This window comes from Rhodanobacter sp. T12-5, from assembly GCF_008329435.1.
Lineage (GTDB): Bacteria > Pseudomonadota > Gammaproteobacteria > Xanthomonadales > Rhodanobacteraceae > Rhodanobacter.
Genome location: NZ_NPKN01000001.1, coordinates 21,458 through 46,430, shown reverse-complemented (window position 1 = coordinate 46,430; position 24,973 = coordinate 21,458). Strand labels below are relative to the sequence as shown.

The following is a 24,973-nucleotide window of genomic DNA, read 5'->3' as shown; positions in this document are numbered from 1 at the left end:
CCGGCCCGGCCGTTCCACTGGCGTTTGGAATGGGCGGCCGGCGCCTGGCTCGGCGGCCGGCGGCAAGGGCGGCTATCATCGTGTCCATGAACCCCATCGAGCTTCCTGCCGACCCCGCCAGCTTTCCCGAAGTGGCCGCCAGCTTCATGCTGGACGGCCCCGCCGGCAAACTCGAGGCGATCAGCGACCGCGCCGACCCGGCCTGCGCGCGTCGCGCCGTGGCGGTGATCTGCCATCCGCTGACCCCCGAGGGCGGCACCATGCACAACAAGGTGGTGACGATGGCCGAACGTGCACTGCGCGAATCCGGGGTAGACACGCTGCGTTTCAACTTCCGCGGGGCCGGCAACTCGCAGGGGGTCTACGACAAGGGCATTGGCGAGAGCGACGACCTGGCCGCGGTGGTCGCGTGGGTGCGCCATGTGCGCCCGCACGATGCGCTGTGGCTGGCCGGCTTCTCGTTCGGCAGCTATGTGACCATCCGCAATGCCGTGCCGCTGCGCGCCGATGCGCTGATCAGCATCGCGCCGCCGGTCGGCCGCTGGGAGTTCGAAAGCGTGGCCTTGCCGACCTGCCCATGGCTGATCGTGCAGGGCGAGGCCGACGAAGTGGTCGAGCCGCAGGCCGTGTTCGACTGGGTCGCCACGCTGGAATACCAGCCCGAGCTGGTGCGCATGCCCGACACCAGCCACTTCTTCCACCGCCGGCTGATGGATTTGCGCGGCGCGATCAAGCACGCCGTGCGCGGCTGGTTGCCGCCGCCGCGGCAGTCCTGAACAGCGTCACGCACTGCGCCTGACCTCCGCCACCCCTCCAAGACCTGCCCGTTCCATGAGTGAAACCCTCACGCTCACCCCCAGTGCGCGCTATCACGAAGGCGTCGCCGCACATCGCTGGGAGTCCGACCCGACCCAGTTGGCGCTGCTGCCCGAGTTCGACCGCATGCATGCGGCGCTGTGCCGCGAACCGGTCGTCGACGACGGCCTGTTTGGACGGCTGAAATCCTTGCTCGGCACGGAGCCGGCCGCGTCGCCGGTAGCCGGCCTGTACCTGTGGGGCACGGTCGGCCGCGGCAAGACCTTCCTGATGGACCTGTTCGCTGCCAGCCTGCCGCACGGCGTGGTGCTGCGCCGGCACTTCCATCGCTTCATGGGCGAGGTGCATGAAAGCCTGCGCGCACTGGGCGAGCGGCAGAGTCCGCTGGTCGAAGTGGCCACCGGCATCGCCGCGCGTTGCCGTGTGCTGTGCCTGGACGAGTTCCTGGTCAATGACATCGGCGACGCGATGATCCTGGCGAACCTGCTCGACGCGCTGTTCGCGCGCGGCGTGACCCTGGTCACCACCTCCAACACCGCCCCGGCGAACCTGTACAAGGGCGGCCTGCAACGCGCGCGCTTCCTGCCCGCGATCGCGCTGATCGAGCGGCACTGCCAGGTGGTCGAGATGGCTTCCTCGCACGACTGGCGCCTGCGCGCACTGACCCAGGCCCCGGTCTACCTGACCCCGCCCGGCGCCGAGGCGCATCGTGCGCTGGAACGCATCTTCGCCAACCAGGCCAGCGGCAAGGTGAGCGAGGGCGGCTTGCTGCACGTCAACGGCCGCGACATCCCGCTGCACAAGCGCGCCGACACCATCCTGTGGTTCGACTTCGCCGCCTTGTGCGAAGGCCCGCGCGCCGTCGCCGACTACATCGCCCTGGCCAAGGCCGGCCCGACCGTCATCGTCTCCAACGTCCCGCAGTTCACGATCTACGGCGAGGACGCCGCCAAGCGCTTCGTGCAACTGGTCGACGAGTTCTACGACCGCCACGTGAAACTGGTGCTCTCCGCCGCCGCGCCGATCACTGCGCTGTACGACGGCGAACGCCTGCGCGCCGAATTCGGCCGCACCGAATCGCGCCTGATCGAGATGCAGAGCGAGGAATACCTGGCGCTGCCGCATCGGGCGGAATGAGCCCGCTTATGGCGCCGTCGCAACGCCCGGATGCGACCGCTGGAAACGCCGGTGGTGGATCAGCAGGCCGCTGAAGTAGGCGATGTAGTAGCCGATCAACAGGCCGATCACCAGCATGGTCAACGGGCTGGAGGCGTAGCCCAGCGGGTGTATCGGGTAGCCCCCGGTCTGCGCCGCGGCCGCCACATGCTGCATCTGCGGCCACACCACCAGGAAGCGCCAGGCCAGCCGGCCCAGCAGCAGGGCGGTGAGCAGGGCACCGATCCACGGGTTCGGCACATAGCAGTCGCCCTTGACCGGATCGACCTCGAAGCGGGTCAGGCGCAGGCCGAGCAGGCCGATCGCGCCGCCGAGCAGCACGCCGGCGAGCAGGCCTTCGGCCAGCGCCAGTTTGTGCAGACCGCTGAGCGCCAGCATGCAACCGAGGAACGAAAACACCGCGATGCGGAAGATCATCCGCTTGCGCCGGATCGGCTGGCGACCGAACTGGCGGCTGATGCGACGCCAGATGATCCAGGCGAGGATCGGCAGCATGACGAGGTAATTGGTCAGGTGCGCAGGCATGGGCACTATCCGGGCGAGAGGTCGGCCACCAGCTTAATGCGATGGATACGCGCGGAACGACTGACGATTGTCACCCTGTTGCGATGGGGAGTGAAAGCCCGGAGATGGCGGCAAGCGCTGCCCTCACCCTGCGTGCGTCTTCGTAGGAGCCCGCTGGCGGGCGATGCTTTTTGCGAGAGGCGAGCGGAAAGAGCGAAGAGCATCGCCCGCCAGCGGGCTCCCTCGAGAATGTGGCCGGGCGGCGTTATTTCGCCTTGCCCTGGTTTGCCACCGCGGCCATCTTGGCCGCGATCGCATCAGCGTCGCCGAGGTAGTAGTGGCGCAGCGGCTTGAGCTCGTCGTCGAACTCGTACACCAGCGGCACGCCATTGGGAATGTTGAGCTCGACGATCGCCTCGTCGGAAATGCCGTCGAGGTATTTCACCAGCGCGCGCAGCGAGTTGCCGTGCGCGGCCACCAGCACGCGCTGACCGGCGGCGATCGCCGGCGCCAGCACGTCGTGCCAGTAAGGCAGCACGCGGGCGACGGTGTCTTTCAGACACTCGGTATCGGGGATGTCCTTCGGGTCGAGCGAGGCATAACGCGGATCGTGCACCGACTCGTTGGCGACCCGGTCCAGCGGCGGCGGCGGGATGTCGTAGCTGCGGCGCCAGATCTTGACCTGGTCTTCACCGTACTTTGCCGCCGTCTCGGCCTTGTTGAGGCCGGTCAGCGCGCCGTAGTGGCGCTCGTTGAGACGCCAGTCGGTGAGCACCGGAATCCACATCAGGTCCATCGCATCCTGCACGCCCCACAGGGTGCGCACCGCACGCTTGAGCACCGAGGTGTGCGCCACGTCGAACGCATAGCCGTCCGCCTGCAGCAGCCGGCCGGCTTCGCGTGCCTCGGTCATGCCCTGCTCGGTGAGGTCGACGTCGGCCCAGCCGCTGAAGCGGTTGTCGAGGTTCCACTGCGATTGACCGTGGCGGATCAGGACGAGCTTGTGCATGAGGTATCCGACAGGAGGGCTGAACGGGGAATGGTGCCGGCCGGCTTGGGCATCGTCAAATGCGGCCCCTGCCACAGGTCACGCTAAACCCTTCGCACGGACGCGGCATCCTATGTCGACTACCCACCCACGGAGACTGCCATGCGTCGCTTTTCGACGGTTCTCATCCTCGCCGCGCTCGCGCTGACCCTGCCACTTGTGGCAGCCGCGCAGGACGGCGATATCGACAAGGTCAACGGCACCGCCCAGGTCGACGCCGGCCAGCAGGCCGGTGACGTCAGCACGGTGAACGGCGCGGTGCGTGTTGCCGCCGGAGCCAGGGTGCACAAGGCCAGCACCGTCAACGGCGCGGTCGAACTGGGCGACAAGGCACAGGCGACCTCGCTGGGCACGGTCAACGGCGCGATCAGCATGGGCCGCGACAGTCGGGTCACTGGCGAAGTGGACGCCGTCAACGGTCGCATCGAACTGGCCGAAGGCGCCGATGTCGGCGGCAAGCTCGGCAACGTCAACGGCACCATCGTGCTGAACGCCGCGCACGTCGCCGGCGGCATCCACACGGTCGGCGGCGACATCACGATCGGTGCGAACTCGCATGTCGAGGGCGGCATCCTGGTCGAGAAGCCCAGCGGCTGGTTCAACTTCAACAGCCGCACGCCGCTGGTGGTGATCGGCCCGCACGCGGTGGTGCAGGGCACCCTGGAGTTTCATCGCGAGGTGGTGCTGAAAGTCAGCGACAGCGCGCAGATCGGTCCGGTGAAAGGCGCCACGGTGGTGAAGTTCTAAAGGCAGGAGTGAGTGGAGAGGAGTGAGAAGTGAGAGAGAAGCCCGAGCCCGGGCGCCTTGCTTTCTCTCACTTCTCACTCCTCTCCACTCACTTCTCGCTCCACGCCCTCACAACCAGTCGCGCGGCCTCAGATAGTCGACCAGCTTCGCTTCGGCGGAGCCGGCCTCCGGCGTGTACGCATATTCGAAGCGCACGCGCGGCGGCAGGCTCATCAGGATGGACTCGGTGCGGCCACCGGATTGCAGGCCGAACAACGTGCCGCGGTCGTAGACCAGATTGAATTCCACGTAGCGGCCGCGCCGATACAACTGGAACTCGCGCTCGCGTTCGCCGTAAGGCGTGTCCTTGCGGCGCGCCACGATCGGCAGGTAGGCGTCGAGAAATCCCTGGCCCACCGCCTGGGTGAACGCGAAACAGCGCTCGAAGCCGCCTTCGTTCAAGTCGTCGTAGAACAATCCGCCGACGCCGCGGGTTTCGTCGCGGTGCTTGAGGTAGAAGTATTCGTCGCACCATTTCTTGTAGCGCGGGTAGACGTCCGCGCCATACGGCTCGCAAAGGTCGCGCGCCACCGTGTGCCAATGCCGCACGTCTTCATCCACCGGGTAGAACGGAGTCAGGTCGAAACCGCCGCCGAACCACCACGCCGGTTCCACGCCATCCTTGCTGGCTTCGAAGTAACGCACATTGGCATGCGTGGTCGGCACATGCGGGTTGTTCGGATGCAGCACCAGCGACACGCCGGTGGCGATGAAGCTGCCGCCGGCCAGCTCGGGCCGGTGCGCAGTCGCGCTGGGTGGCAACGGGTGACCGGACACGCGCGAAAAATTCACTCCGGCCTGTTCGAACACCGCGCCGTCACGCAGCACGCGGGTGCGCCCGCCGCCACCGGCGGCGCGCTGCCACGCGTCCTCCTCGAAACGCGCGCGACCGTCGACCTGTTCGATGGCGGCGCAGATGCGGTCCTGCAGCCCGCGCAGGAAGGTTTCGGCAAGATCGGCTTGCTGGCTCATCGTCTGACTCGTCGATTCGATGGCGGGAGCTTAACAAGAGCCTCCCGTCGGCGGCTGCGACGTGTCGTCGCGCAGCCGCGCCGGCCAGAGGATTCCGGATCGCCGTGCTCGCGCGAACCGGTGGGCCGGATCGCATGACGCGGCGGCAAGAACGTTCGCGGTGCCTTCATGCAGCGCTGGCGACGATGCCTGCTCTTGTTCAACGAGTTGGCCGCCGACTAGGCAAGTTGCGGGAATGACCGCTAGGCTCTCACGATGCCCACTTTCATGACACCTCTCGCGGTCACCGCGTACACCGCCACCTCCGCCATGGGTTGCGGCCTTGCGGCGCAGCTCGATGCCTTGCGACACGCGCGCAGCGGACTGCGTCCGAACGACATCAGCACCACGCCGCTGGACTGCTGGATCGGTCGCGTCGACGGCGTGGAAGCCATTGCCCTGCCCGCCGCGCTCGAAGCGTGGGATTGCCGCAACAACCGGCTGGCCTGGCTGGGCCTGAACCAGGACGGTTTCCTCCAGCGCGTGCATGCCGCCCGTGCGCGTTACGGTGCCGGCCGCATCGCGCTGCTGCTGGGTACGTCCACCGCCAGCATCGACGCCACCGAGAAGGCGTACCGCCAACTCGGCCCCGATGGAGCTTTTCCCGACGACATGCGTCGGCCGGCAGTCCACACACCGCATTCGCTGGCCTCCTTCGTCGCGGCAGCGCTGGAGCTCGACGGGCCGTGCCTGACGATTTCAACGGCATGTTCGTCCAGCGCCAAGGTATTCGCCAGCGCCGAGCGGCTGATCCAGCTTGGCCTGATCGACGCGGCCGTGGTCGGCGGCGTCGATACGCTGTGCGACAGTGTGCTGTTCGGCTTCAACGCGCTGGAGCTGGTATCCACCGAACCCTGTCGGCCATTCGATGCCGCGCGCAGTGGCATCTCGATCGGCGAAGCGGCCGGCTTCGCCCTGCTCGAACGCAGCGACACCGCGCCCGACGCGCCGCAGCTGCTCGGCTACGGCGAGGCCAGCGACGCGCACCACATGTCCACGCCGCACCCCGATGGCCTTGGCGCCGAGCTGGCGTTGAACGACGCACTGGCGCGTGCCGGCCTCGACGCAGCCCAGGTCGATTACATCAACCTGCACGGCACCGCCAGCCGGAAGAACGACGAGGTGGAGGCGGCCCTGGTCGGGCGTGCTTTTCCGGCCACGACACGGGCCAGTTCCACCAAGGGCTACACCGGCCACACGCTGGGCGCGGCGGGAATCGTCGAGGCGACCATCGCCTTGCAGGCGATCGAGCACGGGCTGGTCCCCGGCAACCTCGGCGGCGAGACACCCGATCCCGGTTGCGGCCCGCAATTCGCCTGGCGCAACGAACATCAGCGCGTCGACGTGGCGCTCAGCAACTCGTTCGGTTTCGGCGGCAACAACGCCTGCCTCGCGTTCGCCCGCGCGGGGTTTGTCGCATGAGCGTGCTGCGCATCTACGTGGAAGGCATCGGCCTGTGGTCACCGCAGCTGGCCAACTTCGCCGCCTTGCGGGATGTGCTGGCCGGCGCCACGCCGGAGCTTCCGGCTGCACGGCCGGCTGCCACCACCCTGCCGGCGAACGAACGCCGGCGGGCACCGGAAAGCGTGCTGCTGGCAATCGAGGCCGCCGGCCAGGCCGTGACGATGAGCAACCGCGACGCCGCCACGCTGGCTTGCGTGTTCGCTTCCGCGCACGGCGACCAGGCGATCACCGACTACATGTGCGCCACGCTGGCGCGCGCGCCGACCGAACTGTCGCCGATCCGCTTCCACAATTCGGTGCACAACGCCGCGGTCGGCTACTGGACCATCGCCACGGGCTGCCACGCACCATCCACCTCGATATGCGCGCAAGCGGCGAGTTTCGGCGCGGCGCTGCTGGAAGCGGCCAGCCAGGTCGTGGCCGAACAGCATCCGGTGTTGCTGGTGTGCAGCGATATCGCCGGCTGCGGCCCGTTGCGCGACGTCACCGGCAGTACCCAGCCCTTCGGCAGCGCGCTGGTACTGGCGCCGCAGGCCGGTGCGTCGGCACGGGCCAGGCTCGATCTGGAAGTGACCGCCGGCAGCACCGTCGATCCGCTGGTCGAGCCATTGGCCGGCTGGCGTGTCGCCACTCCTTCGGCGGCCGGCTTGCCTTTGCTGGCATTGCTGGCCGGCACGAAGAATGGTCGCTGCCAACTGGCCGCCGCCGAGGCACTGGGATTGCAGGTCGACGTGGAGCACGTCACTTGAATACCGCCGCCGCCCGCTGGTGCGTACTGATTCCCTGCCTCAACGAAGAGGCGGCCATCCAGTCGGTGGTCGAGTCGGTACTCGCGCTCGGCGCCGCGGTGATCGTGGTCGACGACGGCTCGGACGATCGCACGCCGCAAATCGTCGCCACCCTGCCGGTCACCCTGCTGCGCCAGGAGCGGCGCCGCGGCAAGGGCGAGGCGCTTCGGCGCGGTATTCGCGAAGCGCGGCGGCAAGGCTACGACGCGGTATTGACGATGGATGGTGACGGCCAGCATCAGGCCAGCGACATCCCGCGCATCGTGGCCACGGCCAGGCGCTATCCCGCCCACATCGTGATCGGCGCCCGCCTGCTCGAACGCGAGCAGCAACCGCCGGGCCGCCGCCGGGCCAACGCGGTCGCCGACTGGGGCATCTCCATTGCCTGCGCGCAGCCCATCGCGGATACCCAGAGCGGCCAGCGCTGGTACCCGCATGCGGCGCTGGACCTGGTCGACCTGCCGGCGCAAGGCTTCGTCTTCGAGGCAGCGATCCTGATCGCCGCCTCGCGCGAGAAACAGCTCGGCGTGGTCTCGGTGCCGATCGCTTCGCGCTATCACGGCGTGTTCCGGCCCAGCCATTTCAGGCCGGTGCGCGATGTCACCCGCATCGCTCTCTACACTGTCGGCCGGGTATTCCACTACGGCAGCATCATGGCCAGCTATCGTCGTTCGCGCGGCACGCCCCTCATCATCGACAGCAAGGCTGGCTGACGGCATGGGCCAGGCACTGCTACCCCTGCAATTGATGGTGATCCTGCTTGTCTCGCGCGGCCTGGCGTGGCTGCTGCGCTGGATCGGCCAGCCACCGGTGATCGGTGAAATGATTGCCGGCCTCGCGCTCGGCCCGATGGTGTTTGGCGCACTGGCGCCGGCATGGCAGGGTTGGCTGTTCGCACCCGCCAGCCTGCCGACGTTGAATGGCCTCAGCGAGATCGGCCTGGTGCTTTTCATGTTCATCGTCGGCGCCGAACTGCGCCTGCCCGACGGCGTGCGGCAAACCCTGCGCGCCGCCGGCGCCGTCGCGGGGCTCGCGGTAGCGCTGCCGATCGGCCTGGCCCTGCTGATCACGCCGATGCTCTACACACGCTACGCGCCGGCCGGCATCGCATATTGGCCGTTCGCGCTGTTCATGGCCGCATCGCTGGCAGTCACCGCGATGCCGGTGCTGGCACGCATCCTCAAGGATCGCCAGATCACCCGCACCCCGGCCGGTCAGCTCGCGATGGCCGCGGCAGCCATCGCCGACGTGCTGGCGTGGATCCTGCTGGCGCTCACCGTCGCACTGATCTCCGCACATGGCGACTGGGCGCCGTTCTGGCGCAGCGTGACCGGAGTCGGCGCAATGCTGGTGTTGTGTTTCGCGCTGCTTCGCCCACTGCTGCGGCGCTGGCTCGCACGGCACGCGGCGAATGGACGTCCAGACGGTAGCGTGCTGGCCGTGCTGCTGATCGGCGCGCTTGGATGCGCCGCGCTGACCGAGTGGCTGCACCTGCATGCGGTGTTCGGCGCGTTCCTGTTCGGCCTGAGCCTGCCGCGCGACGATGCGTTGCTGGCCGGGCTGATCGAGCGGCTGGAACATGTCGCGGTGATCGCGCTGATGCCGGTGTTCTTCGCGCTGACCGGGCTCAACACCAGTATCGACGCGCTCCACCATGAGGCGCTCGGCGCCTTCGCCTTGATCCTCGCCGTGGCCGTGCTGGGCAAGGTGATCGGTGGCGCCGTGGGCGCGCGCGTGGGCGGGTACGGCTGGCGCGAGAGTTTCGCGGTCGGCTCGCTGATGAATGCGCGCGGCATGGTCGAACTGATCGTGCTGAAGATCGGCCTCGACGCTGGCGTGATCGGCCGCGAGATGTTCACCTTGCTGTTGCTGATGGCCATCGTCACCACGATGCTGACCACGCCGATGGTGCTGTACTTCAATCGGTACCGCCAGGCTGTCGCGGTGATCCCGCAGCAGCCGGACGCATGTTGAATACCGCCTCCGCCACGCCCGCGGCGGAGGCCCTCGCGAACGATGCAAGGCACGCGGGCACCGTGGCCGATGCAACGTCGCCCTACGCTATGATGACGCGCTGCGTCCGGGCCATTCCGGCCCGGCAGGCAACATCACTTCCCACACCAGCGGACGGAAATCCCATCATGGACAGATTGTGGCCGGTTGTCCCCGCGCGCACGGCGCACCGATCATTGCCGGCGACGGTCGCGATACCGTGACCGCCACCGAGCCCACCGCTGAGCCGGCACCCCATCGCACATCGACCCACGACGTCGTCATCCTCGGCGGCGGCCTGGCCGGACTCACCCTGGCGCTGCAACTGCATGACGCCTTTCCCGATCTCGACATCGTGGTGCTGGAGCGCGGCACGCATCCGCTGCCGGCCGCGGCGCACAAGGTCGGCGAGTCGACGGTGGACGTGGGCGCACATTATTTCGGCGAGGTGCTCGGCCTGCGCGACTACCTGCGGCGCGAGCACATCCTGAAGTTCGGCCTGCGCTATTTCTTCTCCGACGGCCGCAGCGACATCGACCAGGTGACCGAGCTGGGCGTGAGCGAGGTGTTTCCGGCACCCAGCTACCAGCTCGATCGCGGCATCTTCGAGAACTTCCTGGGCGCCGAAGTGCACCGCCGCGGCATCGATTTCCGCGAAGGCACCCGCGTGCGCGGATTCGATCTCGGCAAGGGCGACGAGCGGCACAGCGTGCGCTGCAGCGGCCCGGGCGGTGATTGTCAAATCGACGCGCGCTGGCTGGTCGACGCCTCCGGCCGTGCCGGCCTGATCCGCCGCCGGCTTGAACTCACCGTCGACAACGGCCATCGCGTCAACGCCGCATGGTTCCGCATCGACGATCGCCTCGAACTCGACGACTGGGTCGACAATCCCGCCTGGCGCGCGCGTTGCAAGCCGCCCGAGCGCTGGCGCTCCACCAACCACCTGTGTGGTCACGGCTACTGGGTTTGGCTGATTCCGCTGGCGTCGGGCGCGCACTCGGTCGGCATCGTCGCCGATGCCGACATCCACCCGCTGGACACGTTCAACGATTTCGAGCGCGCCCTGGCCTGGCTGGGGCAACACCAGCCGGCGGTGGCGCGCGAAGTGGCCAAGCGACGCGACAAGCTGCTGGATTTCCGCTTCCTCAAGAACTACTCCCACGGCTGCAGCAAGGTATTCAGCGCCGATCGCTGGGCACTGACCGGCGAGGCGGGCGCCTTCCTCGATCCGTTCTATTCGCCCGGCAGCGACTTCATCGGCATCGCCAACACCTTCATCTGCCAGCTGATCGGCGACGATCGCGCCGGTACCGCGCTGGCGCCGCGCGTGCGGCTCTACGAACGTTTGTACCAGTCGTTCTACGACAGCATGCTGGCGATCTTCCGCGGCCAGTACCCGCTGTTCGGCAACGTGCGGGTGATGGCGGCCAAGATCATCTGGGACCACGCGTTCTATTGGGGCGTGCTGTGCCAGCTGGTGTTCCAGCGCCGGCTTGGCGACGCCGCGTTGTTCGCCGACATGGGGCCGCAACTGGCGCATGCGCAACAGCTCAACGAGCGCATGCAGCAACTGTTCCGCGACTGGCACGCGTTCGCACCGCCGACCAACGAGGCGGTGATGCTGGACCAGCGCGAACTGCCCTGGTTCACCGCGTTGAACGTGGCCATGCACGACACGCTCGACGACGCCGGCGTGCGCACCCGCCTGCACGAAAACGTGCAACTGCTGCAGGGCCTGGCGGCGAGCATCGTCGGGCGTGCCGTCGTCGATGGCGGCGAATCCCTGCGCGAAGGCTGCGAGGATCTGGTAGCCGCGCCGGGGCAACCCGCGCCGTTCGCCACACCCTGATGCCCACGCCCGCGGGGCTTCGCGGCGATATGACATACTTTCCGGACACATCCAACAAGGGAACTGTTTCATGCGTACTTTGATTGCCGTATTCCTGCTCGCCCTGGCCATGCCCGCTTTTGCCGGCGATACGCTCGACAACAAGACCGTGGTGGAGATGGTCAAGCTCGGCCTGGACCAGCAGATCATCGGCACCAAGATCGACACCTCGCAGAACCACTTCGACACCAGCCCGAAAGCGCTGTCCAGCCTCAAGCATGCCGGCGTGTCGTCTGCATTGATCAGCAAGATGATCCAGGCGTCCGGCACCGTGCACGACAGCAACGACGGCGGCAGCCATGCTGGCCACGCCGATGGCGGGGAATTTCGTTTTGTCGATGCCGGCGGCCACTCCAGCACGATGACGCCGGTGCGGGTGACGGCGGAACTGTCCAACCGCAAGGCGTGGATCCCGTTCCACGTCGGCGGTCCGGAAACCTTCATGTTCATCAAGAACCATCACGCGCCGCTGCGTACCTCCGCGACACCGGCGTTCACCACCGACATCGACCCGTTGACGGTGCGACTGGTCCACCTCGGCCAGCACAAGGACCGCGACTCGCGCTACGTGGTATTCAGCGGCAGCACGACCGATCGCGAAGTCGAGGTCACCACCACGGACCTCGGCAACGGCAACTACAGCATCAAGCCGGCCAAGCCGCTGCAGGCCGGTGAGGAATACGCCTACCTGGTGCTGGCGCAGATGCCGGCCGGCTACGGTTTCTGGACTTATTTCGCGCAGAACGCGGCAGCCGCCAAGGCTTACGACTTCGGCGTCGATTGAGCTTTCGCGACGTCGCAAGTGAACAAGGCACCGCGGCGATGCGGTGCCTTGTTCGTTTGCGGGGTATCGCGGTCGTCGCCACGCATCGCCCGGTCAGCGCTTGTCACAACCGCTCAGTCATCCGCCGACGGATGAATCACGGCGGCACGTCCGCTGGCGAGCAGCCGGCCGCGATGTTCGACCCGGAACGCATACTGCGCACCGCCCTCGCCGGCGTAAAGACATTCGGCATGGACGTCCAGACGTCCATCCATCTGGTCGACAAATTCCGCGAACAACTGCACCTCGCGCAGGCTGACCAGCATGCCGGCGCGCACCGCACAATTGCCGCGCGAGCGGGCCAGCAGGGCACCGTGCACGGCCATCGCCTGCGCTCCGTATTCGGCAAGATGCACGGCGTGCAGGCCGTGCGGGCCGCGCAGCGGATGGTCCGGGTGCGCGTGGCCTGCACTGGTGGCGTGGACGGTCTGCTCGTCCCACGCCTGCACCGCATCGAGCAGGCACATCGTGCCGGCGTGCGGGATCAGATGGGCCCAGTCAGTCTTCGGCAACATGCGTATGCGGCGCCATCAGGATCGAGAGACAGAAATGGAACGCCACACCCAGGCTTACGGTGAGCCCGATCGCGCGCAGTACCGGAATGGTCGCCCATGCCAGCATGCCGAACACCAGCAATGCGGACAGCACGCAGACGATGGTGGCGTGCAGGGTGCGCCGCTGCTCGGCCGGGTCGCCGGTGTCGCGCTCGAAGAACAGCGCGTAGTGCAGGCCGAGGCCGCCGGCGAGGATCAGCGCCACCAGGTGGAACAGCGAGATCTCGATGCCGGCCATGCGCTCGACCGCCAGCACCAGGAAGGTGGCCAGCGTCATCGGCGCCAGCACGTGCCAGGCGCGTCGCACGCTGCGCAACGCGAAGCTGATGGTCAGCACCAGCAGCACCGCCGCCGCCAGCAGTGCCTGCAGGATGCGCGTGCGGTAGTCGACCACCAGCGACTCGGAGGCCGCCTTCAGATCGAGCAGCCTGACCGTGCCGTTGGTGTTTTCACCCAATGCCCGCAATGCCGTGACGTCATGCACGCCGCTGACCGTACCCAGCCCCAGCCAGTGCCCGTCGCGTTGCACCAACGTGGCGGCCAGTCGCTGGCCCAACGGCGACTGCGCGTAGCGTGCCGGCGTCAGTGGCGGCAACTGGCGCGCGACGGCCACATCATCCAGGAACGGCTGGAACAGGTCGGCGCGAAACGGCATGCCCTGCAACGCTTCGTCCAGGGCGTGCCGCAAGGTCGCCTGATCCGGCAACTTTTTTTGCCGCGCCAGCTGCAGCGCCACCGTCGGCAGGTAGCGCGAGGGGAGGTCCAGCGCGTCGACCGCATGCTTCGCCACCAGCGCGTCGACCTTCGGCTGCAGCGTTTCCGACAGCGCCAGCACGCCTTGTTCGGTCGGCGCCTGCAGGATCAGCAGATAGCGCACGTCCGGCGCGCCCAGCGCCTCGCGCAAGCGCGCATCGTGCAGCAGCATGTCCTGCGGCAGCGGCGTCAGCGCGGCGAGATTGTTCTGCCAGAACGGACCGGGCGCGATCGCCAGCATCAGCACGATCGCGGCGGCCACCAGCACGGGAATCCAGCGCGGTCGCGGCAGCCGGTCGACGACGTGGCGCGCGCGCATCAGCCAGCGCATGTCGGCCACGTCGCGCACGCGCCGAGGCAACAGGTGCGGCAGCAGGTACCGCGTGCTGAAACCTGCCACCAGCAAACCGACGATGGTGAACACGGCGAGTTGCTTCAGCCCGTTCACGCCGGACGCATAGAAGGCCAGATAGGCAATGCAGGCCGAGGCGATCGCGGTGAGCAACAGCGGCCACAACGCGCGCACGCTCTGCACCGCATCCTCGCCGGCGCGGCGGTGGCTGAGCACGCGGATCGGATACTCCTGTGCGACCCCGAGCAGGGTGAAGCCGAACGCCAGGGTCAGGCCATGCACGTCGGGGAACGCGACAGTCAGCGCGGCAATGCCGGCCAGCCCGGCGCTGGCGATCGGCAAGGCCGACAACAACAGCGAACTGAAGCTGCGATACGCCAGCAGCAACAAGGCCACGAAACCGATGGTGGAAACGCGCCCGATCCAGTCGGCCTGGTGCCGCGTCTGGGCGCCGATCACCACGCTGAAATAGCCCGGCCCGCTCAGTTCAAGCTTTGCGCCGGCACTGCCCGGCAGCGCGTGGAAGGCCTGCCGGATGCCGTCGATCGCCTGCTGCTGCGCGCCCGGGTCGAAGCCCGCCGCCACGGTCTGCACCAGCAGCAGCGCTTCGTCCTGCGGCGAAAACCACACGCCTTCGCGCACTTCGGGTGACTTCGCCGGGGCCCACAATTCGGCCAGCTTCAACGTCTCCAGCGTGGGATCGCGCGGCAACAGGCCTTTCAGCAAACTGGCCGCCGGCGAGGACAGGTCATCCAGCCGCTGTTGCAACTGGTCGGACAGGTACGCCTGGTCCAGCGGCTGCGTATCCAGCGTCGGCGACAACAGGTAGCGATAGGGCAACAGGCTGGTGTCCAGCGCGCCCAGATCGAAATTGCCATTGATGACCTGGCTGTAGCGCTTGTCGTGTTTCAGCGCGGCGACCAGGCCCTGGCTGAGCGTCGCCAGCTGCGGGTCCGGCGCGCCGCTGATCGACAACAGCAGCAACCGCGAACCCGGTCCGTCGCCGACCTGCTCCATCAGCAGGCGCTGGTCGGGTGTGGTCGGCGCCGGCATGAAGCTGCGCAGGTCGGTGCTGATCTTCAAGCGCTGGCTGACCATCCAGCCGAGTCCGGCCAGCGCCAGCAACCACACCACCAACAGGATCCCCCGTGAACGCCCGCGCATGCTCAGTGCGTATCCCGGCACAGGGCCTGCAGCCCTTCGCGCGTGGGCGCGGCCGGCATCCGGCTGGCCAGCACGCCGAGAAGATCAATGGTGAGGTCGCCATCGGCTTCCTGCATGAACATGCAGCGCGATTCCTTCGTGTTGCCTTCGACGGTGATGCTGGCGATGGTCTTGGCCACGCGCGCATCCAGCGGCGTCAGCATCAGCGTCCAGGCGCCGTCGATGTCGCCGGTCTGGCGGACGTCGAACGCCTGCTGCAGGCGGCCGGCATCACCGCTGAGCAAGGCCACGAAACTGTCCAGCAGCACCTGCAGTTGCGGCGCACGCTTCAGCGAGAAGTGGCGCGGGCTCTTGCCGACGCGTTCCTGGGTGACCTCACCATCGGCGATGGTGGCAGTCTCGGCCTGCGGCTTGTCGACCCGACGCTGCAACTTGTCGCCACCGAGCCACGACAGTTCGCCAGACACCACCAGCGGTCGATCCAGCACCTGCATGAAGCGCGCTTCGGCAAACGCGGTATGCGCCGGCGCCGGATGGCCCAGCGCGGCAATCAGGGTGTGTGCCGATGACGGAGCCGCCGGCTCAGACGCCGAGGCGCTCGCCCACAGCGGCAGGGTCAGACTCAGCAACAGCAGGCGCGTCTTGCCAGAAATCATAGAAATTGAACCAGTTGTAGGGAGCCACGTGAATGTAGTGTTCCAGCCGCTGCGCGTAGCGGCCGATCAGGGCGTCCAGGGCGGGCCCGCGCTGCTGCCGCGGGATGTCCACCCGCTCGCTGAAATCTTCGAAGATCAGGCGGTAGCGATTGCCCCCCAGGTACAGCCCGAAGCACAGTAACACCGGCACCCGCAAGGTATGCGCCAGCAACCACGGACTGACCGGGAACGGCGCCGGCGAACCGAGCAGTTCGGCCCGCCGCAATACCTCATGACCGCGACCGCGATCGGCCAGCATCGCAACCACCGCGCCGGCCTGGCAGGTCTCGGCCATCGCCAGCACGATCGAGGTGCCATCCTGCGCCGCGTCGATCACGCTGGCGCCCACGTCCGGCGCCAGCGCTTCGAGCAGCGAGGTCATCGCCGGGGTTTTCTGCTTGTCCAGCACCACCCGCAGCAACAGGTCGGGGCGGCGCGTGTGCAACGCGCGCAAGGCCTCGAAACTTCCCTGGTGCGAGCCGAACAGCAGCACGCCGCGGCCTTCCGCGACGCGTTGCTCCAGCAGGTCCAGGCCCTGCGTTTCGATCTGGAACGACTTTTCGCCGTGGGCCAGCAGGAAGATCCGGTCGAGGCAGGTGGCGGCGAAACAATGGATGTGTTTCATCACCTGCCAGGCGGTGGCCGGACGCCCGAAGACGCGTTGCAGATACTGCTTCGAGGCCTGCCGCTCGGGTGCGCGGCGCAGGTAGAAATACAGCGTGATCGGATACAGGAACAGCCGGCCCAGCCGGCGTCCGCCGTGCAGCGCGATGATGACGATCAGCCAGAGCGCAAAGCGCCCGCCGCCCTCGGGCCGGCTTTGCCAATGCTCGTTCGTGCTCATGCGGCGCCCTCGATCAGGCCGCGCGCCAGCAGCACGTCCTCGCAACGGATCTCGAAGCGCAGCCGCGAGCCGCCCGGCGTCATTTCCGTCAGCTTCAGCAGTGCGGTCTGCTCCGGCAACAACGGCGCCACGAACTTCGCTTCCAGCACGCGACCCAGCCGCTGGTCGCGCCACGCACGCAGAGCCAGCGCCACTTGCTCCAGCAGGATCACGCCCGGCACCAGCGGCTGTCCCGGGAAATGGCCGGGCAACGCCGGATGGTTGGCGGCGATGCGCACGATCCGCTCGAACACGGGACTGCTCATGGCGTTGCCGCTTCCTTGCCCTGCCGCAACCGTGGCCAGCACAGCGCCATCTGCTTCAGCATGATCGGCAAGGCGAGGTGATCGAGGTGGCGCAGCCGCCAGCGGCGATAGCCGTATTCCAGCACGAACGCGGCACCGAGCACGGCGTAACAACCCACGTGCAGCCAGATCGCGGCCCAGCGCTCGGGTATCGGCCACGGCGCGGCCCATCCGACGCGCACCAGCAAGCCGCTGCGATCGGCGCACAGCCACAACACCGCCAGCAGCACCGCCTGCGTGCCCAGCAGGATCGTCCAGAACGCAGTGACCTGCCGCGCGTAGCGGGCGACACCGGGCTGGCGCAACCGGGCGACGCCTTCGATCGCGACGATGAATCGCGCCACCAGCGGCTCGTCCGTGGTCAGGGTATGGCCGAAGCCCCAGGCCAGCACCGCGCTGATCAACACCGGCACCGCCTCCAGCACCAGGTCGGCCAAGCCATCAAGCCAGACGCCGAGCAGGGCGGCCAGCATCGCCAGCCAGCTGAGCCATGGCAGGAGCCGGCGGGTACGCAGACGCGGCAGCATCGGCAGGGTCAGCAGCACGGCCAGCGCCAGCAGGGCGAAGACTTGCCGATGGGTGATCGCACCCGCCAGCGCCAGTACCGGATAGGTCGCCAGCAACAGTGGCAGCGCGTGATGCCGCGGCGCGTTTTCAGTTGAGTGGGACATCATGCCGGGTTCCGCGTCGACTCAGCCGCAACCGTGAGCCTGCCACCGACAGCGGAATGCCGCGTGAGTACAGGACGAGGCATTGGCGCCAGGGTTTCCCCGGCTTCAGCGGGCGCGATTTTGCTCAACATGCGCGGACAGCGTGCGCAGGCTGGTGAAGATCTGTCGATTGTCCGGGTTGTCCGAACGCAGCTGGAAACCGTAGCGCTTGGACACGGCCAGCGCAATTTCCAGCGCATCGATCGAATCCAGCCCCAGGTCGCCGCCGAACAACGGCGCGTCGGGGTCGATCTGCTCCGGGGTGACGGTTTCGAGATTCAGGCATTCCACAACCAGGATGGCCAATTCGTGCTGCGCCGCTGTCTGTTCCGCCATGCTCGATTCCGTACTCGTGATTCATTGCCTCCCCCCGGTGGCAGTGGGCGCGGAGTGTAACATAGCGCTCCTGTCGTTCTCGGTTGCACGCAATGATTCAGGGATGTGAAAACATGCAGATCGACCCGCTGCCGCGCCGCGCGCCGCGGGTGTCCTACCGCACCGGCACCGCGGCCGGCGCGCTTGCAGAGGCCGGTACGCTGGCCGTATTCGGTTTCGGCTCCGGCAGTCCGGCAGCCGATGACCCACGCTACGTGCGGGTGGCCCTGGAAAGTTTCGACGCTCCCGTGCCAATGGAAGTCTGGCAGGTCGACGCGCCGGTGAACTGCGGCACCGACGGCGCGCTGCAATGGTCGGCCGGCGGCGGCTGGCTGTTCGCGGCGATCGACCTGGACGAGCGCGAACACGGCGGTCCCAGCGCCACCGCCCGGCTCGCCTACGAACAGTTGCATCGTTTCGTGACGGCGCACGACATGCAACACGTGTTGCGCATCTGGAACTACCTCGGCGCGATCAATCGCGGCGAAGGCGACGCGGAACGCTACAAGCATTTCTGCGACGGTCGCGCTGCCGGTATGGGCGATTTCTTCGCTGAAGGTTTCCCGGCGGCCACCGCGATCGGGCATCACGGCGACGAGCATGGACTGCAGGTCTACCTGCTGGCCTGCGACCAACCCGGCCAGCGGGTGGAAAACCCGCGCCAAGTCAGCGCGTGGCGCTACCCTCGCCAGTACGGCCGCACCCCGCCGAGCTTCGCGCGCGCGATGAACCTGCCAGGGCGGGACGCGCTGGCCATCTCCGGCACCGCCGCCGTGGTCGGCCATGCTTCGGCGCATCACGACGACCTGGACGCCCAGCTCGAAGAGACCTTTATCAATCTCGAAACCCTGTTGGCCAGCGCCGGGCTGGCTGCCGGTTTTGATACCCACTCGCCCCTGAAAACCTACGTACGCCACGCCGCCGACGCCCCGCGCGTACGCGACTTCCTGCGACACCGCCTGCCGGGCGTACCGGTGCTGCTGCTGCACGGCGACATCTGCCGCAGCGAGCTGCTGGTGGAGATCGACGGCTGGCGCTACGTATAGGCGCCCGTCGCCTGCGGGCGCGGCTTGCAAGCGTACGGCACCCGCGCCCTGATGATGTTCAGCGATCCAGGCTGGCGACGAAGTTTTTCACTTCGGCACGAAGATAATCGCCGGCATCGGCCTTGAAATCCGCGGTGCGCTGCTTGTGGAAGGGCACTTGCTGCAGCAGCTTGCCGGTGCCGGCATCGAATACGTACAAAGTCGCGGTATAGCCGACCTTGGGCGGCTTGTAGTCGCCACTCAACGAGCCACCTTGGGTCACATTGATCTTGTTGAAGCTGGCAATGACCAGCGGCGCGAAACGGACTGCCAAGCGATAAGGCAAACCGGCCGCCGCGGCCGAAGAATGACCGGGCTGGAACGAGGCATCGTCGGGTTCGACCGATTGCATGCTGACATGCCGATCCTGCGCCCAGTCGGCAAAGGCGTGCTCGACGGTGATGCAGCTCGCATCCTCGCTGGTGCAGGCCAAGGTGAAGGTGAACCGCGGAATGGCGTCCGGACCGAACAACTGCAGCGACTGCAGCGACTGTTGCTGCGCGCCGTTGATCACCATCGCGGTTCCCGCACAACCCTGCAGCGCCAGTGCGACGACAACGGTCGCCGCCATGCCTCGAATTCGCATCGGTGACTCTCCCTGTGCCATGGGGCTCATGCCCGACACGATCGTATAGCGGTCACCGCAAGCCGGACCAGCGATTATTTTTTCACCGGCCGCTTCCAGCCCGGAAACGTCTGCTGCCTGCCGCGCGCCACGGTGAGTTCGCCGTCCGGAGTGTCGTGCGTGATCACCGAACCGGCGCCGATGGTGGCCTGCGCGCCGATCGTCACCGGTGCCACCAGCGCGCTGTTGGAACCGATGAAGGCACCGTCGCCGATATGCGTGACGAACTTGTTCACGCCGTCGTAGTTGCAGGTGATGGTGCCGGCGCCGATGTTGACGCCGCGGCCTACTACGGTGTCGCCGAGATAGCTGAGGTGGTTGGCCTTGCTGCCTTCGCCGAGGCGGGTCTTCTTGGTCTCGACGAAGTTGCCCACGTGCACGCCGGCGTCGAGCTCGGTGCCGGGGCGCAGCCGCGCGAACGGGCCGATCGTGCAGGGGCCGTGGGTCACCACGCCGTCCAGGTCGCAGTGCGACTGCACTACGCTGCCGGCCGCCAGCTGCACGTCCTTCAGCCGGGTGAACGCGCCGATGCGCACGTCGTCGCCGAGCACCACGCGGCCCTCGAGGATCACGTCAACGTCGAGCTCGACGTCCCGTCCGGCCTCGACCGTGCCGCGCACGTCGATGCGCAGCGGATCGGCCAGCCGCACGCCATCCGCCATCAGCGCCTGCGCGGCGCGCTGGCGATACGCCGCCTCCAGTTCGCTCAGCTGCAGCGCGTTGTTCGCTCCGGCGGCCTCCAGCGGGTCGGTACATTCGACGCTGAGCGCCGGACGGTTTTCCGCGGCGGCCATGGAAAAGATATCGGTAAGGTAGTACTCGCCCTGCGCATTGTTGCGCTCGAGCCGGCCGATCCAGCCGCGCAGCGCCTGCGCGTCGGCGACCAGGATGCCGGTGTTGACCAGGTTCACCGCACGCTGAGCCACATCGGCGTCCTTCTCCTCGACGACCGCGCGCACGCGCCCGCTGCCGTCGCACAGCACGCGGCCGTAACCGTGCGGATCGGCGAGTCGGGTGGTCAACAAGTTGAAACCACCCTCCGCTTCGACCAACTGCTGCAGCGTGGCGACCCGGGTCAGCGGCACGTCGCCGTAAAGCACCAGCACGCGTGCCGACGCGTCTGTGGGCACCCCGGCCAGCGCTTGTTCCACCGCATGACCGGTGCCCAGTCGTTCCGCTTGCAGCACCCACCGCAGAGCCTGCCCCGGACTTGATCCGGGGGCGCCCTGATCGGTGAACGCCGCCTGTACCTGTTCGGCGCAGTGCCCGTAGACGATGTGGATGGCCGCCGGTTGCAACGCGCGCGCCGCATCGATCACGTGCGCCAACAGCGGCCGGCCGGCCAGTGGCATCAATACCTTGGCGCGGTTCGACTTCATCCGCGTGCCGGCACCGGCGGCGAGGATGACGACGTGGAGGGAGGTAGGGCTCATGGTTGTCGGCCTCGACGTGTTTCGATCGAAAAGCATAGCAGCCGGTGCACCCCGGGCGCCGGCAAACGTGGCTCGGAGCCGGTGAAGAAGACCCTTACCTGTGGTGTTCTTCTACCGCGAATCAGTCACTGGCGTGGCCGAGACCATGGGCTTGCCGGCACGGCATTCAAAGCGGAACACGTAGGCCAGGCTGAACGGCCTCGTCTCTCCGTCCACCACATGGCCGTTGCCGTCGGCATCGGCAGCCCAATGATCGATTCGCAGCGGAGTGAACCGCCATTGCAGCGCGGCCGCGCGCACCGCGGCGATGAACGCGCGACGACTGGCATTCGCCTGCGTCTCGCCCGCCACGCGCACTTCGCCGACCGCGCCACGTTCGTCGACGATCAGCAACGCCGGCACTTCCTGCGGTGGCGGACAACTGGCCAACAGCTCCAGCGGATATGTCGGAGCCACGCGCCGGAACGGCGTCGCTCCGCTGGACACTTCGCCCAGCGCCAGCTGGTAGCGCGCCGTGCCGGGCGGCACCGCCATCCGCCGCGAACCATCGCCGGTGGTGGGCGACTCCAGCTGCTGACGCGGCGCGGCGCAGCCGGCAAGGAGCAACAGCAACGCACAACTGCCGCGCCAGAAGACGGACATCGGTCCCGTCATCGAATCTTCCGTGGATCCAAAACTGCATCCTGCCGATGCGAAAACGCCGGCACAAGGCCGGCGTCGATGGTTGCTTCGAGGAAGCCGCGCATGATCGGGCGGGCTCCTGCGAATGGGCTGGCGTGAAGGCCCCTGCTCAGTGCTCAGTGCTTGAGGTTCTTGCGCAGGCGCTCCAGCGCTTGCAGTTGGGTCATCGCCTGGACCAGCTTGGCCTGGGCTTCGGCAATTTCCATCGCGTCGGTGCGATTGGCCAGCGCATCTTCGGCTTCCTTCTTGGCTCGCTGCGCCGACGCCTCGTCCAGATCGGACGCGCGCGCGGCGGTGTCGGCCAGCACGGTGATCACCTGCGGCTGCACTTCCAGGATGCCGCCGGAAACCCAGAACTGCTGGCGCTCACCGCCGGCCAGCACCACGTCGACGTGGCCCGGCTTGAGGCGGGTGATCAGCGGGGCGTGGCGGGGCGTGATGCCGAGCTCGCCCAGCTCGCCGGTGGCGACCACCATCACGGCGTCGCCGTGATAGATCTCGGCCTCGGCACTGACGATGTCGACGCGAATGGTTTGGGTCATGACTCAGATTCCGGATGCGTAAGACACGGGGCGGGCTGAAGGTCCGCCCTGGAGGATCAGGCAGCCTTCTTGGCGCCCATGTCTTCGGCCTTCTTGACCGCCTCGTCGATGCTGCCGACCATGTAGAACGCCTGCTCCGGCAGATGGTCGACGTCGCCGTCGACGATCATCTTGAAGCCGCGGATGGTTTCCTTCAGCGGCACGTACTTGCCCGGCGAGCCGGTGAACACTTCGGCCACGTGGAACGGCTGCGAGAAGAAGCGCTCGATCTTGCGGGCGCGCGACACGGCCTGCTTGTCTTCTTCGGACAGCTCGTCCATGCCGAGGATCGCGATGATGTCCTTCAGCTCCTTGTAGCGCTGCAGCGTGCCCTGCACGCGGCGGGCGACGTCGTAGTGTTCCGCGCCGATCACGTTCGGGTCGAGCTGGCGGCTGGTCGAATCCAGCGGATCCACCGCCGGGTAGATACCCAGCGACGCGATGTTGCGGCTCAGCACCACGGTCGCGTCCAAGTGGGCGAAGGTGGTCGCCGGCGACGGATCGGTAAGGTCATCCGCGGGCACGTAGACGGCCTGGATCGAGGTGATCGAGCCGGTCTTGGTCGAGGTGATGCGCTCCTGCAGCACGCCCATTTCCTCGGCCAGCGTCGGCTGGTAACCCACCGCCGACGGCATGCGGCCGAGCAGCGCGGACACTTCGGTACCGGCCAGCGTGTAGCGATAGATGTTGTCGACGAAGAACAGCACGTCACGGCCCTTGCCGGAAGCGTCCTTCTCGTCGCGGAAATACTCGGCCATGGTCAGGCCGGTCAACGCCACGCGCAGACGGTTGCCCGGCGGCTCGTTCATCTGGCCGTACACCATCGCGACCTTGTCGAGCACGTTGGAGTCTTTCATCTCGTGGTAGAAGTCGTTGCCTTCGCGGGTACGCTCACCCACGCCGGCGAACACGGACAGGCCTTCGTGCGCCTTGGCGATGTTGTTGATCAATTCCATCATGTTGACGGTCTTGCCCACGCCGGCGCCGCCGAACAGGCCGACCTTGCCGCCCTTGGCGAACGGGCACATCAGGTCGATCACCTTGATGCCGGTTTCCAGCAGGTCGTTCGCGGCCGCCTGATCGTCGTAGCTCGGCGCCTCGCGATGGATCACCCACTGATCCTGCTCGCCGATCGGGCCGGCTTCGTCGATCGGGTTGCCGAGCACGTCCATGATGCGGCCGAGCGTGGCCTTGCCGACCGGCACCTTGATGCCTTCGCCGGTGTTGCGGGCGATCAGGTTGCGGCGCAGGCCGTCGGTGGAACCGAGCGCGATCGTGCGCACGATGCCGTCGCCCAGCACCTGCTGCACTTCCAGCGTGATCTCGGTGCCGTCGATTTTCAGTGCGTCATACACCTGCGGTACCTGATCGCGCGGAAACTCGACGTCGATGACCGCGCCGATGATCTGAACAACTTTGCCCTGGCTCATGGAATGCTCCGGATGGATCTTTAAGGTTCTGTTGCGGCGCCGCTTCGCGTCGCCATGAATATTTACGTGCAGCAGCGGTTACACCGCTGCTGCACCGCCGACGATTTCCGAAATTTCCTGGGTGATCGCCGCCTGACGCGCCTTGTTGTAGACGAGCGTCAGTTCGCCGATCACCTTGTTCGCGTTGTCCGACGCGCTCTTCATCGCCACCATCCGCGCGGCATGTTCGCTGGCCAGGTTCTCCAGCGACGCCTGGTACACCACCGACTCGATGTAACGGCCCAGCACGTGCTCCAGCACGGCCTGCGCATCGGGCTCGTAGATGTAGTCCCAGTCGTGGCTCGCTTCCAGCTTGACGCCGGCATACGCCGACTCGCCGGCCGCCTGATGCGCCTCCATTTCCGACGCCACCAGCGGGAGCGGCAGCAGTGCGTCGATGGTCGGCTTCTGCGTCATGGTGTTGACGAAGTCGTTGTAGGCGAGGAACACGCGATCCAGGCCGTTGGACGCATAGGCGTCCATCATCACCTTGATCACGCCGACCAGCTGTTCGAGCTTGGGCTTCTCGCCGAGATGGCTGACGCTGCCGATCAGGTTGATGCCCTTGAGGCGGCGGAAGAACGAGATGGCCTTCTGGCCGATCGCCACTACGTCGACCTGCACGCCCTGCTGCTGCCACTCGACGATCGCCGGCAACACGCGACGGAACAGGTTGGAGTTGAGGCCGCCGCACAGGCCGCGATCGGTGGACACCACGATGTAACCGACCCGCGCCACGTTGTCGCGCTGGACCAGGAACGGATGGCTGAAATCGGTGCTGGCCTGGGCCACGTGCGCGATCACCTTGCGCATCGAGCGGGCATACGGACGCGAGGCCTTCATCAGGTCCTGCGCGCGCCGGATCTTCGCAGCGGAGACCATTTCGAGCGCGCGCGTGACCTTGCGCATGTTCTGCGTGCTCTTGATCTTGGTTTTGATTTCGCGTCCGCTGGCCATGCTCTATCCGCTCGTTATGCTCGCTGGTGGGAAGGGGGACATTGCCCGCCCTTCC

Annotated in this window: 26 protein-coding genes; 10 read left to right on the top strand and 16 right to left on the bottom strand. The window is 67.2% G+C overall.

Translation table 11 applies throughout. The features are described from left to right. Positions 1-86: 86 nt before the first annotated feature. Both CIW53_RS00255 and zapE read left to right on the top strand, forming a co-directional pair. On the top strand, positions 87-776 hold the full coding sequence (locus CIW53_RS00255) for an alpha/beta family hydrolase (RefSeq protein WP_172969571.1): 690 nt from the start codon (positions 87-89) through the stop codon (positions 774-776). 55 nt (positions 777-831) lie between these two features. Beyond that, positions 832-1,953 carry a cell division protein ZapE gene (zapE, locus tag CIW53_RS00250; protein ID WP_149362704.1) on the top strand — a complete coding sequence of 374 codons (1,122 nt, stop codon included), beginning with the start codon at positions 832-834 and terminating at the stop codon, positions 1,951-1,953. Positions 1,954-1,959: 6 nt separating this feature from the next. On the opposite strand, the gene CIW53_RS00245 is transcribed toward zapE, so the two are convergent. Together CIW53_RS00245 and gpmA are read right to left on the bottom strand one after the other, a co-directional pair. Then, entirely contained in the window at positions 1,960-2,517 is a 558-nt protein-coding gene (locus CIW53_RS00245; protein ID WP_149362703.1) for a DUF1453 family protein, read from the bottom strand. Between the two features lie 244 nt (positions 2,518-2,761). Next, positions 2,762-3,505 carry a 2,3-diphosphoglycerate-dependent phosphoglycerate mutase gene (gpmA, locus tag CIW53_RS00240; RefSeq protein WP_149362702.1) on the bottom strand — a complete coding sequence of 248 codons (744 nt, stop codon included), beginning with the start codon at positions 3,503-3,505 and terminating at the stop codon, positions 2,762-2,764. Between the two features lie 141 nt (positions 3,506-3,646). Here gpmA and CIW53_RS00235 point away from each other — a divergent pair, with 141 nt between their 5' ends. After that, positions 3,647-4,291 (top strand): hypothetical protein, encoded by a 645-nt coding sequence (locus CIW53_RS00235; protein ID WP_149362701.1) that lies wholly within the window; start codon positions 3,647-3,649, stop codon positions 4,289-4,291. A 108-nt stretch (positions 4,292-4,399) separates the two neighbouring features. Here the strand turns inward: CIW53_RS00235 and hemF are convergent, their stop codons facing one another. Further along, positions 4,400-5,302 (bottom strand): oxygen-dependent coproporphyrinogen oxidase, encoded by a 903-nt coding sequence (hemF, locus tag CIW53_RS00230; protein ID WP_149362700.1) that lies wholly within the window; start codon positions 5,300-5,302, stop codon positions 4,400-4,402. Between the two features lie 267 nt (positions 5,303-5,569). Here hemF and CIW53_RS00225 point away from each other — a divergent pair, with 267 nt between their 5' ends. From CIW53_RS00225 to CIW53_RS00200, 6 genes are all read left to right on the top strand, one after another. Continuing rightward, positions 5,570-6,763, top strand: a complete 1,194-nt coding sequence (locus tag CIW53_RS00225) for a beta-ketoacyl-[acyl-carrier-protein] synthase family protein (protein ID WP_149362699.1) — start codon at positions 5,570-5,572, stop codon at positions 6,761-6,763. Beyond that, a complete protein-coding gene (locus CIW53_RS00220; protein WP_149362698.1) occupies positions 6,760-7,554 on the top strand; it encodes a beta-ketoacyl synthase chain length factor in 795 nt (264 codons plus the stop codon). The genes CIW53_RS00225 and CIW53_RS00220 overlap by 4 nt, the downstream gene beginning before the upstream one ends. Beyond that, the gene (locus tag CIW53_RS00215; protein ID WP_149362697.1) at positions 7,551-8,306 is read left to right on the top strand and encodes a glycosyltransferase family 2 protein; all 756 of its coding nucleotides are present in this window, start codon (positions 7,551-7,553) and stop codon (positions 8,304-8,306) included. Before CIW53_RS00220 ends, CIW53_RS00215 begins: the two co-directional genes overlap by 4 nt. A 4-nt stretch (positions 8,307-8,310) precedes the next feature. After that, positions 8,311-9,567, top strand: coding sequence for a cation:proton antiporter (locus tag CIW53_RS00210; protein WP_149362696.1), 1,257 nt, complete (start codon positions 8,311-8,313; stop codon positions 9,565-9,567). Between the two features lie 178 nt (positions 9,568-9,745). Then, positions 9,746-11,434 (top strand): tryptophan 7-halogenase, encoded by a 1,689-nt coding sequence (locus tag CIW53_RS00205; protein ID WP_242451722.1) that lies wholly within the window; start codon positions 9,746-9,748, stop codon positions 11,432-11,434. 70 nt (positions 11,435-11,504) lie between these two features. Continuing rightward, a complete protein-coding gene (locus CIW53_RS00200; protein ID WP_149362695.1) occupies positions 11,505-12,257 on the top strand; it encodes a hypothetical protein in 753 nt (250 codons plus the stop codon). 113 nt (positions 12,258-12,370) lie between these two features. On the opposite strand, the gene CIW53_RS00195 is transcribed toward CIW53_RS00200, so the two are convergent. The 7 genes from CIW53_RS00195 to CIW53_RS00165 form a co-directional block, all read right to left on the bottom strand. Beyond that, the gene (locus tag CIW53_RS00195; RefSeq protein WP_149362694.1) at positions 12,371-12,811 is read right to left on the bottom strand and encodes a phosphotransferase; all 441 of its coding nucleotides are present in this window, start codon (positions 12,809-12,811) and stop codon (positions 12,371-12,373) included. Then, positions 12,795-15,119: an MMPL family transporter gene (locus CIW53_RS00190; protein ID WP_172969545.1), complete on the bottom strand. Its 2,325-nt coding sequence runs from the start codon at positions 15,117-15,119 to the stop codon at positions 12,795-12,797. The genes CIW53_RS00195 and CIW53_RS00190 overlap by 17 nt, the downstream gene beginning before the upstream one ends. A 2-nt stretch (positions 15,120-15,121) precedes the next feature. Beyond that, positions 15,122-15,775 carry a LolA-related protein gene (locus CIW53_RS00185; RefSeq protein ID WP_149362692.1) on the bottom strand — a complete coding sequence of 218 codons (654 nt, stop codon included), beginning with the start codon at positions 15,773-15,775 and terminating at the stop codon, positions 15,122-15,124. Beyond that, on the bottom strand, positions 15,702-16,658 hold the full coding sequence (locus CIW53_RS00180) for an acyltransferase (protein WP_149362691.1): 957 nt from the start codon (positions 16,656-16,658) through the stop codon (positions 15,702-15,704). Before CIW53_RS00180 ends, CIW53_RS00185 begins: the two co-directional genes overlap by 74 nt. After that, positions 16,655-16,963 carry a hydroxymyristoyl-ACP dehydratase gene (locus CIW53_RS00175; protein WP_149362690.1) on the bottom strand — a complete coding sequence of 103 codons (309 nt, stop codon included), beginning with the start codon at positions 16,961-16,963 and terminating at the stop codon, positions 16,655-16,657. The genes CIW53_RS00180 and CIW53_RS00175 overlap by 4 nt, the downstream gene beginning before the upstream one ends. After that, positions 16,960-17,673 carry a xanthomonadin biosynthesis protein gene (locus CIW53_RS00170; RefSeq protein WP_242451721.1) on the bottom strand — a complete coding sequence of 238 codons (714 nt, stop codon included), beginning with the start codon at positions 17,671-17,673 and terminating at the stop codon, positions 16,960-16,962. Before CIW53_RS00170 ends, CIW53_RS00175 begins: the two co-directional genes overlap by 4 nt. Before the next feature lie 105 nt (positions 17,674-17,778). After that, the gene (locus CIW53_RS00165) at positions 17,779-18,048 is read right to left on the bottom strand and encodes a phosphopantetheine-binding protein (protein WP_149362688.1); all 270 of its coding nucleotides are present in this window, start codon (positions 18,046-18,048) and stop codon (positions 17,779-17,781) included. A 92-nt stretch (positions 18,049-18,140) separates the two neighbouring features. Between CIW53_RS00165 and CIW53_RS00160 the strand changes: the two genes are divergently transcribed. Continuing rightward, positions 18,141-19,133, top strand: coding sequence for a pteridine-dependent deoxygenase (locus CIW53_RS00160; protein WP_149362687.1), 993 nt, complete (start codon positions 18,141-18,143; stop codon positions 19,131-19,133). 58 nt (positions 19,134-19,191) lie between these two features. Here the strand turns inward: CIW53_RS00160 and CIW53_RS00155 are convergent, their stop codons facing one another. From CIW53_RS00155 to atpG, 6 genes are all read right to left on the bottom strand, one after another. Next, the gene (locus CIW53_RS00155; RefSeq protein WP_149362686.1) at positions 19,192-19,743 is read right to left on the bottom strand and encodes a hypothetical protein; all 552 of its coding nucleotides are present in this window, start codon (positions 19,741-19,743) and stop codon (positions 19,192-19,194) included. 89 nt (positions 19,744-19,832) lie between these two features. Beyond that, complete coding sequence (gene glmU, locus CIW53_RS00150; protein WP_149362685.1) at positions 19,833-21,230, bottom strand: bifunctional UDP-N-acetylglucosamine diphosphorylase/glucosamine-1-phosphate N-acetyltransferase GlmU; 1,398 nt, start codon at positions 21,228-21,230, stop codon at positions 19,833-19,835. A 111-nt stretch (positions 21,231-21,341) separates the two neighbouring features. After that, positions 21,342-21,872 carry a hypothetical protein gene (locus CIW53_RS00145; RefSeq protein WP_149362684.1) on the bottom strand — a complete coding sequence of 177 codons (531 nt, stop codon included), beginning with the start codon at positions 21,870-21,872 and terminating at the stop codon, positions 21,342-21,344. A gap of 155 nt (positions 21,873-22,027) precedes the next feature. Beyond that, a complete protein-coding gene (locus CIW53_RS00140) occupies positions 22,028-22,453 on the bottom strand; it encodes a F0F1 ATP synthase subunit epsilon (RefSeq protein ID WP_140653670.1) in 426 nt (141 codons plus the stop codon). Positions 22,454-22,509: 56 nt separating this feature from the next. Continuing rightward, on the bottom strand, positions 22,510-23,922 hold the full coding sequence (gene atpD, locus CIW53_RS00135) for a F0F1 ATP synthase subunit beta (RefSeq protein WP_149362683.1): 1,413 nt from the start codon (positions 23,920-23,922) through the stop codon (positions 22,510-22,512). A 78-nt stretch (positions 23,923-24,000) separates the two neighbouring features. Further along, positions 24,001-24,918, bottom strand: coding sequence for a F0F1 ATP synthase subunit gamma (gene atpG / locus CIW53_RS00130; RefSeq protein WP_149362682.1), 918 nt, complete (start codon positions 24,916-24,918; stop codon positions 24,001-24,003). Positions 24,919-24,973 lie beyond the last annotated feature (55 nt).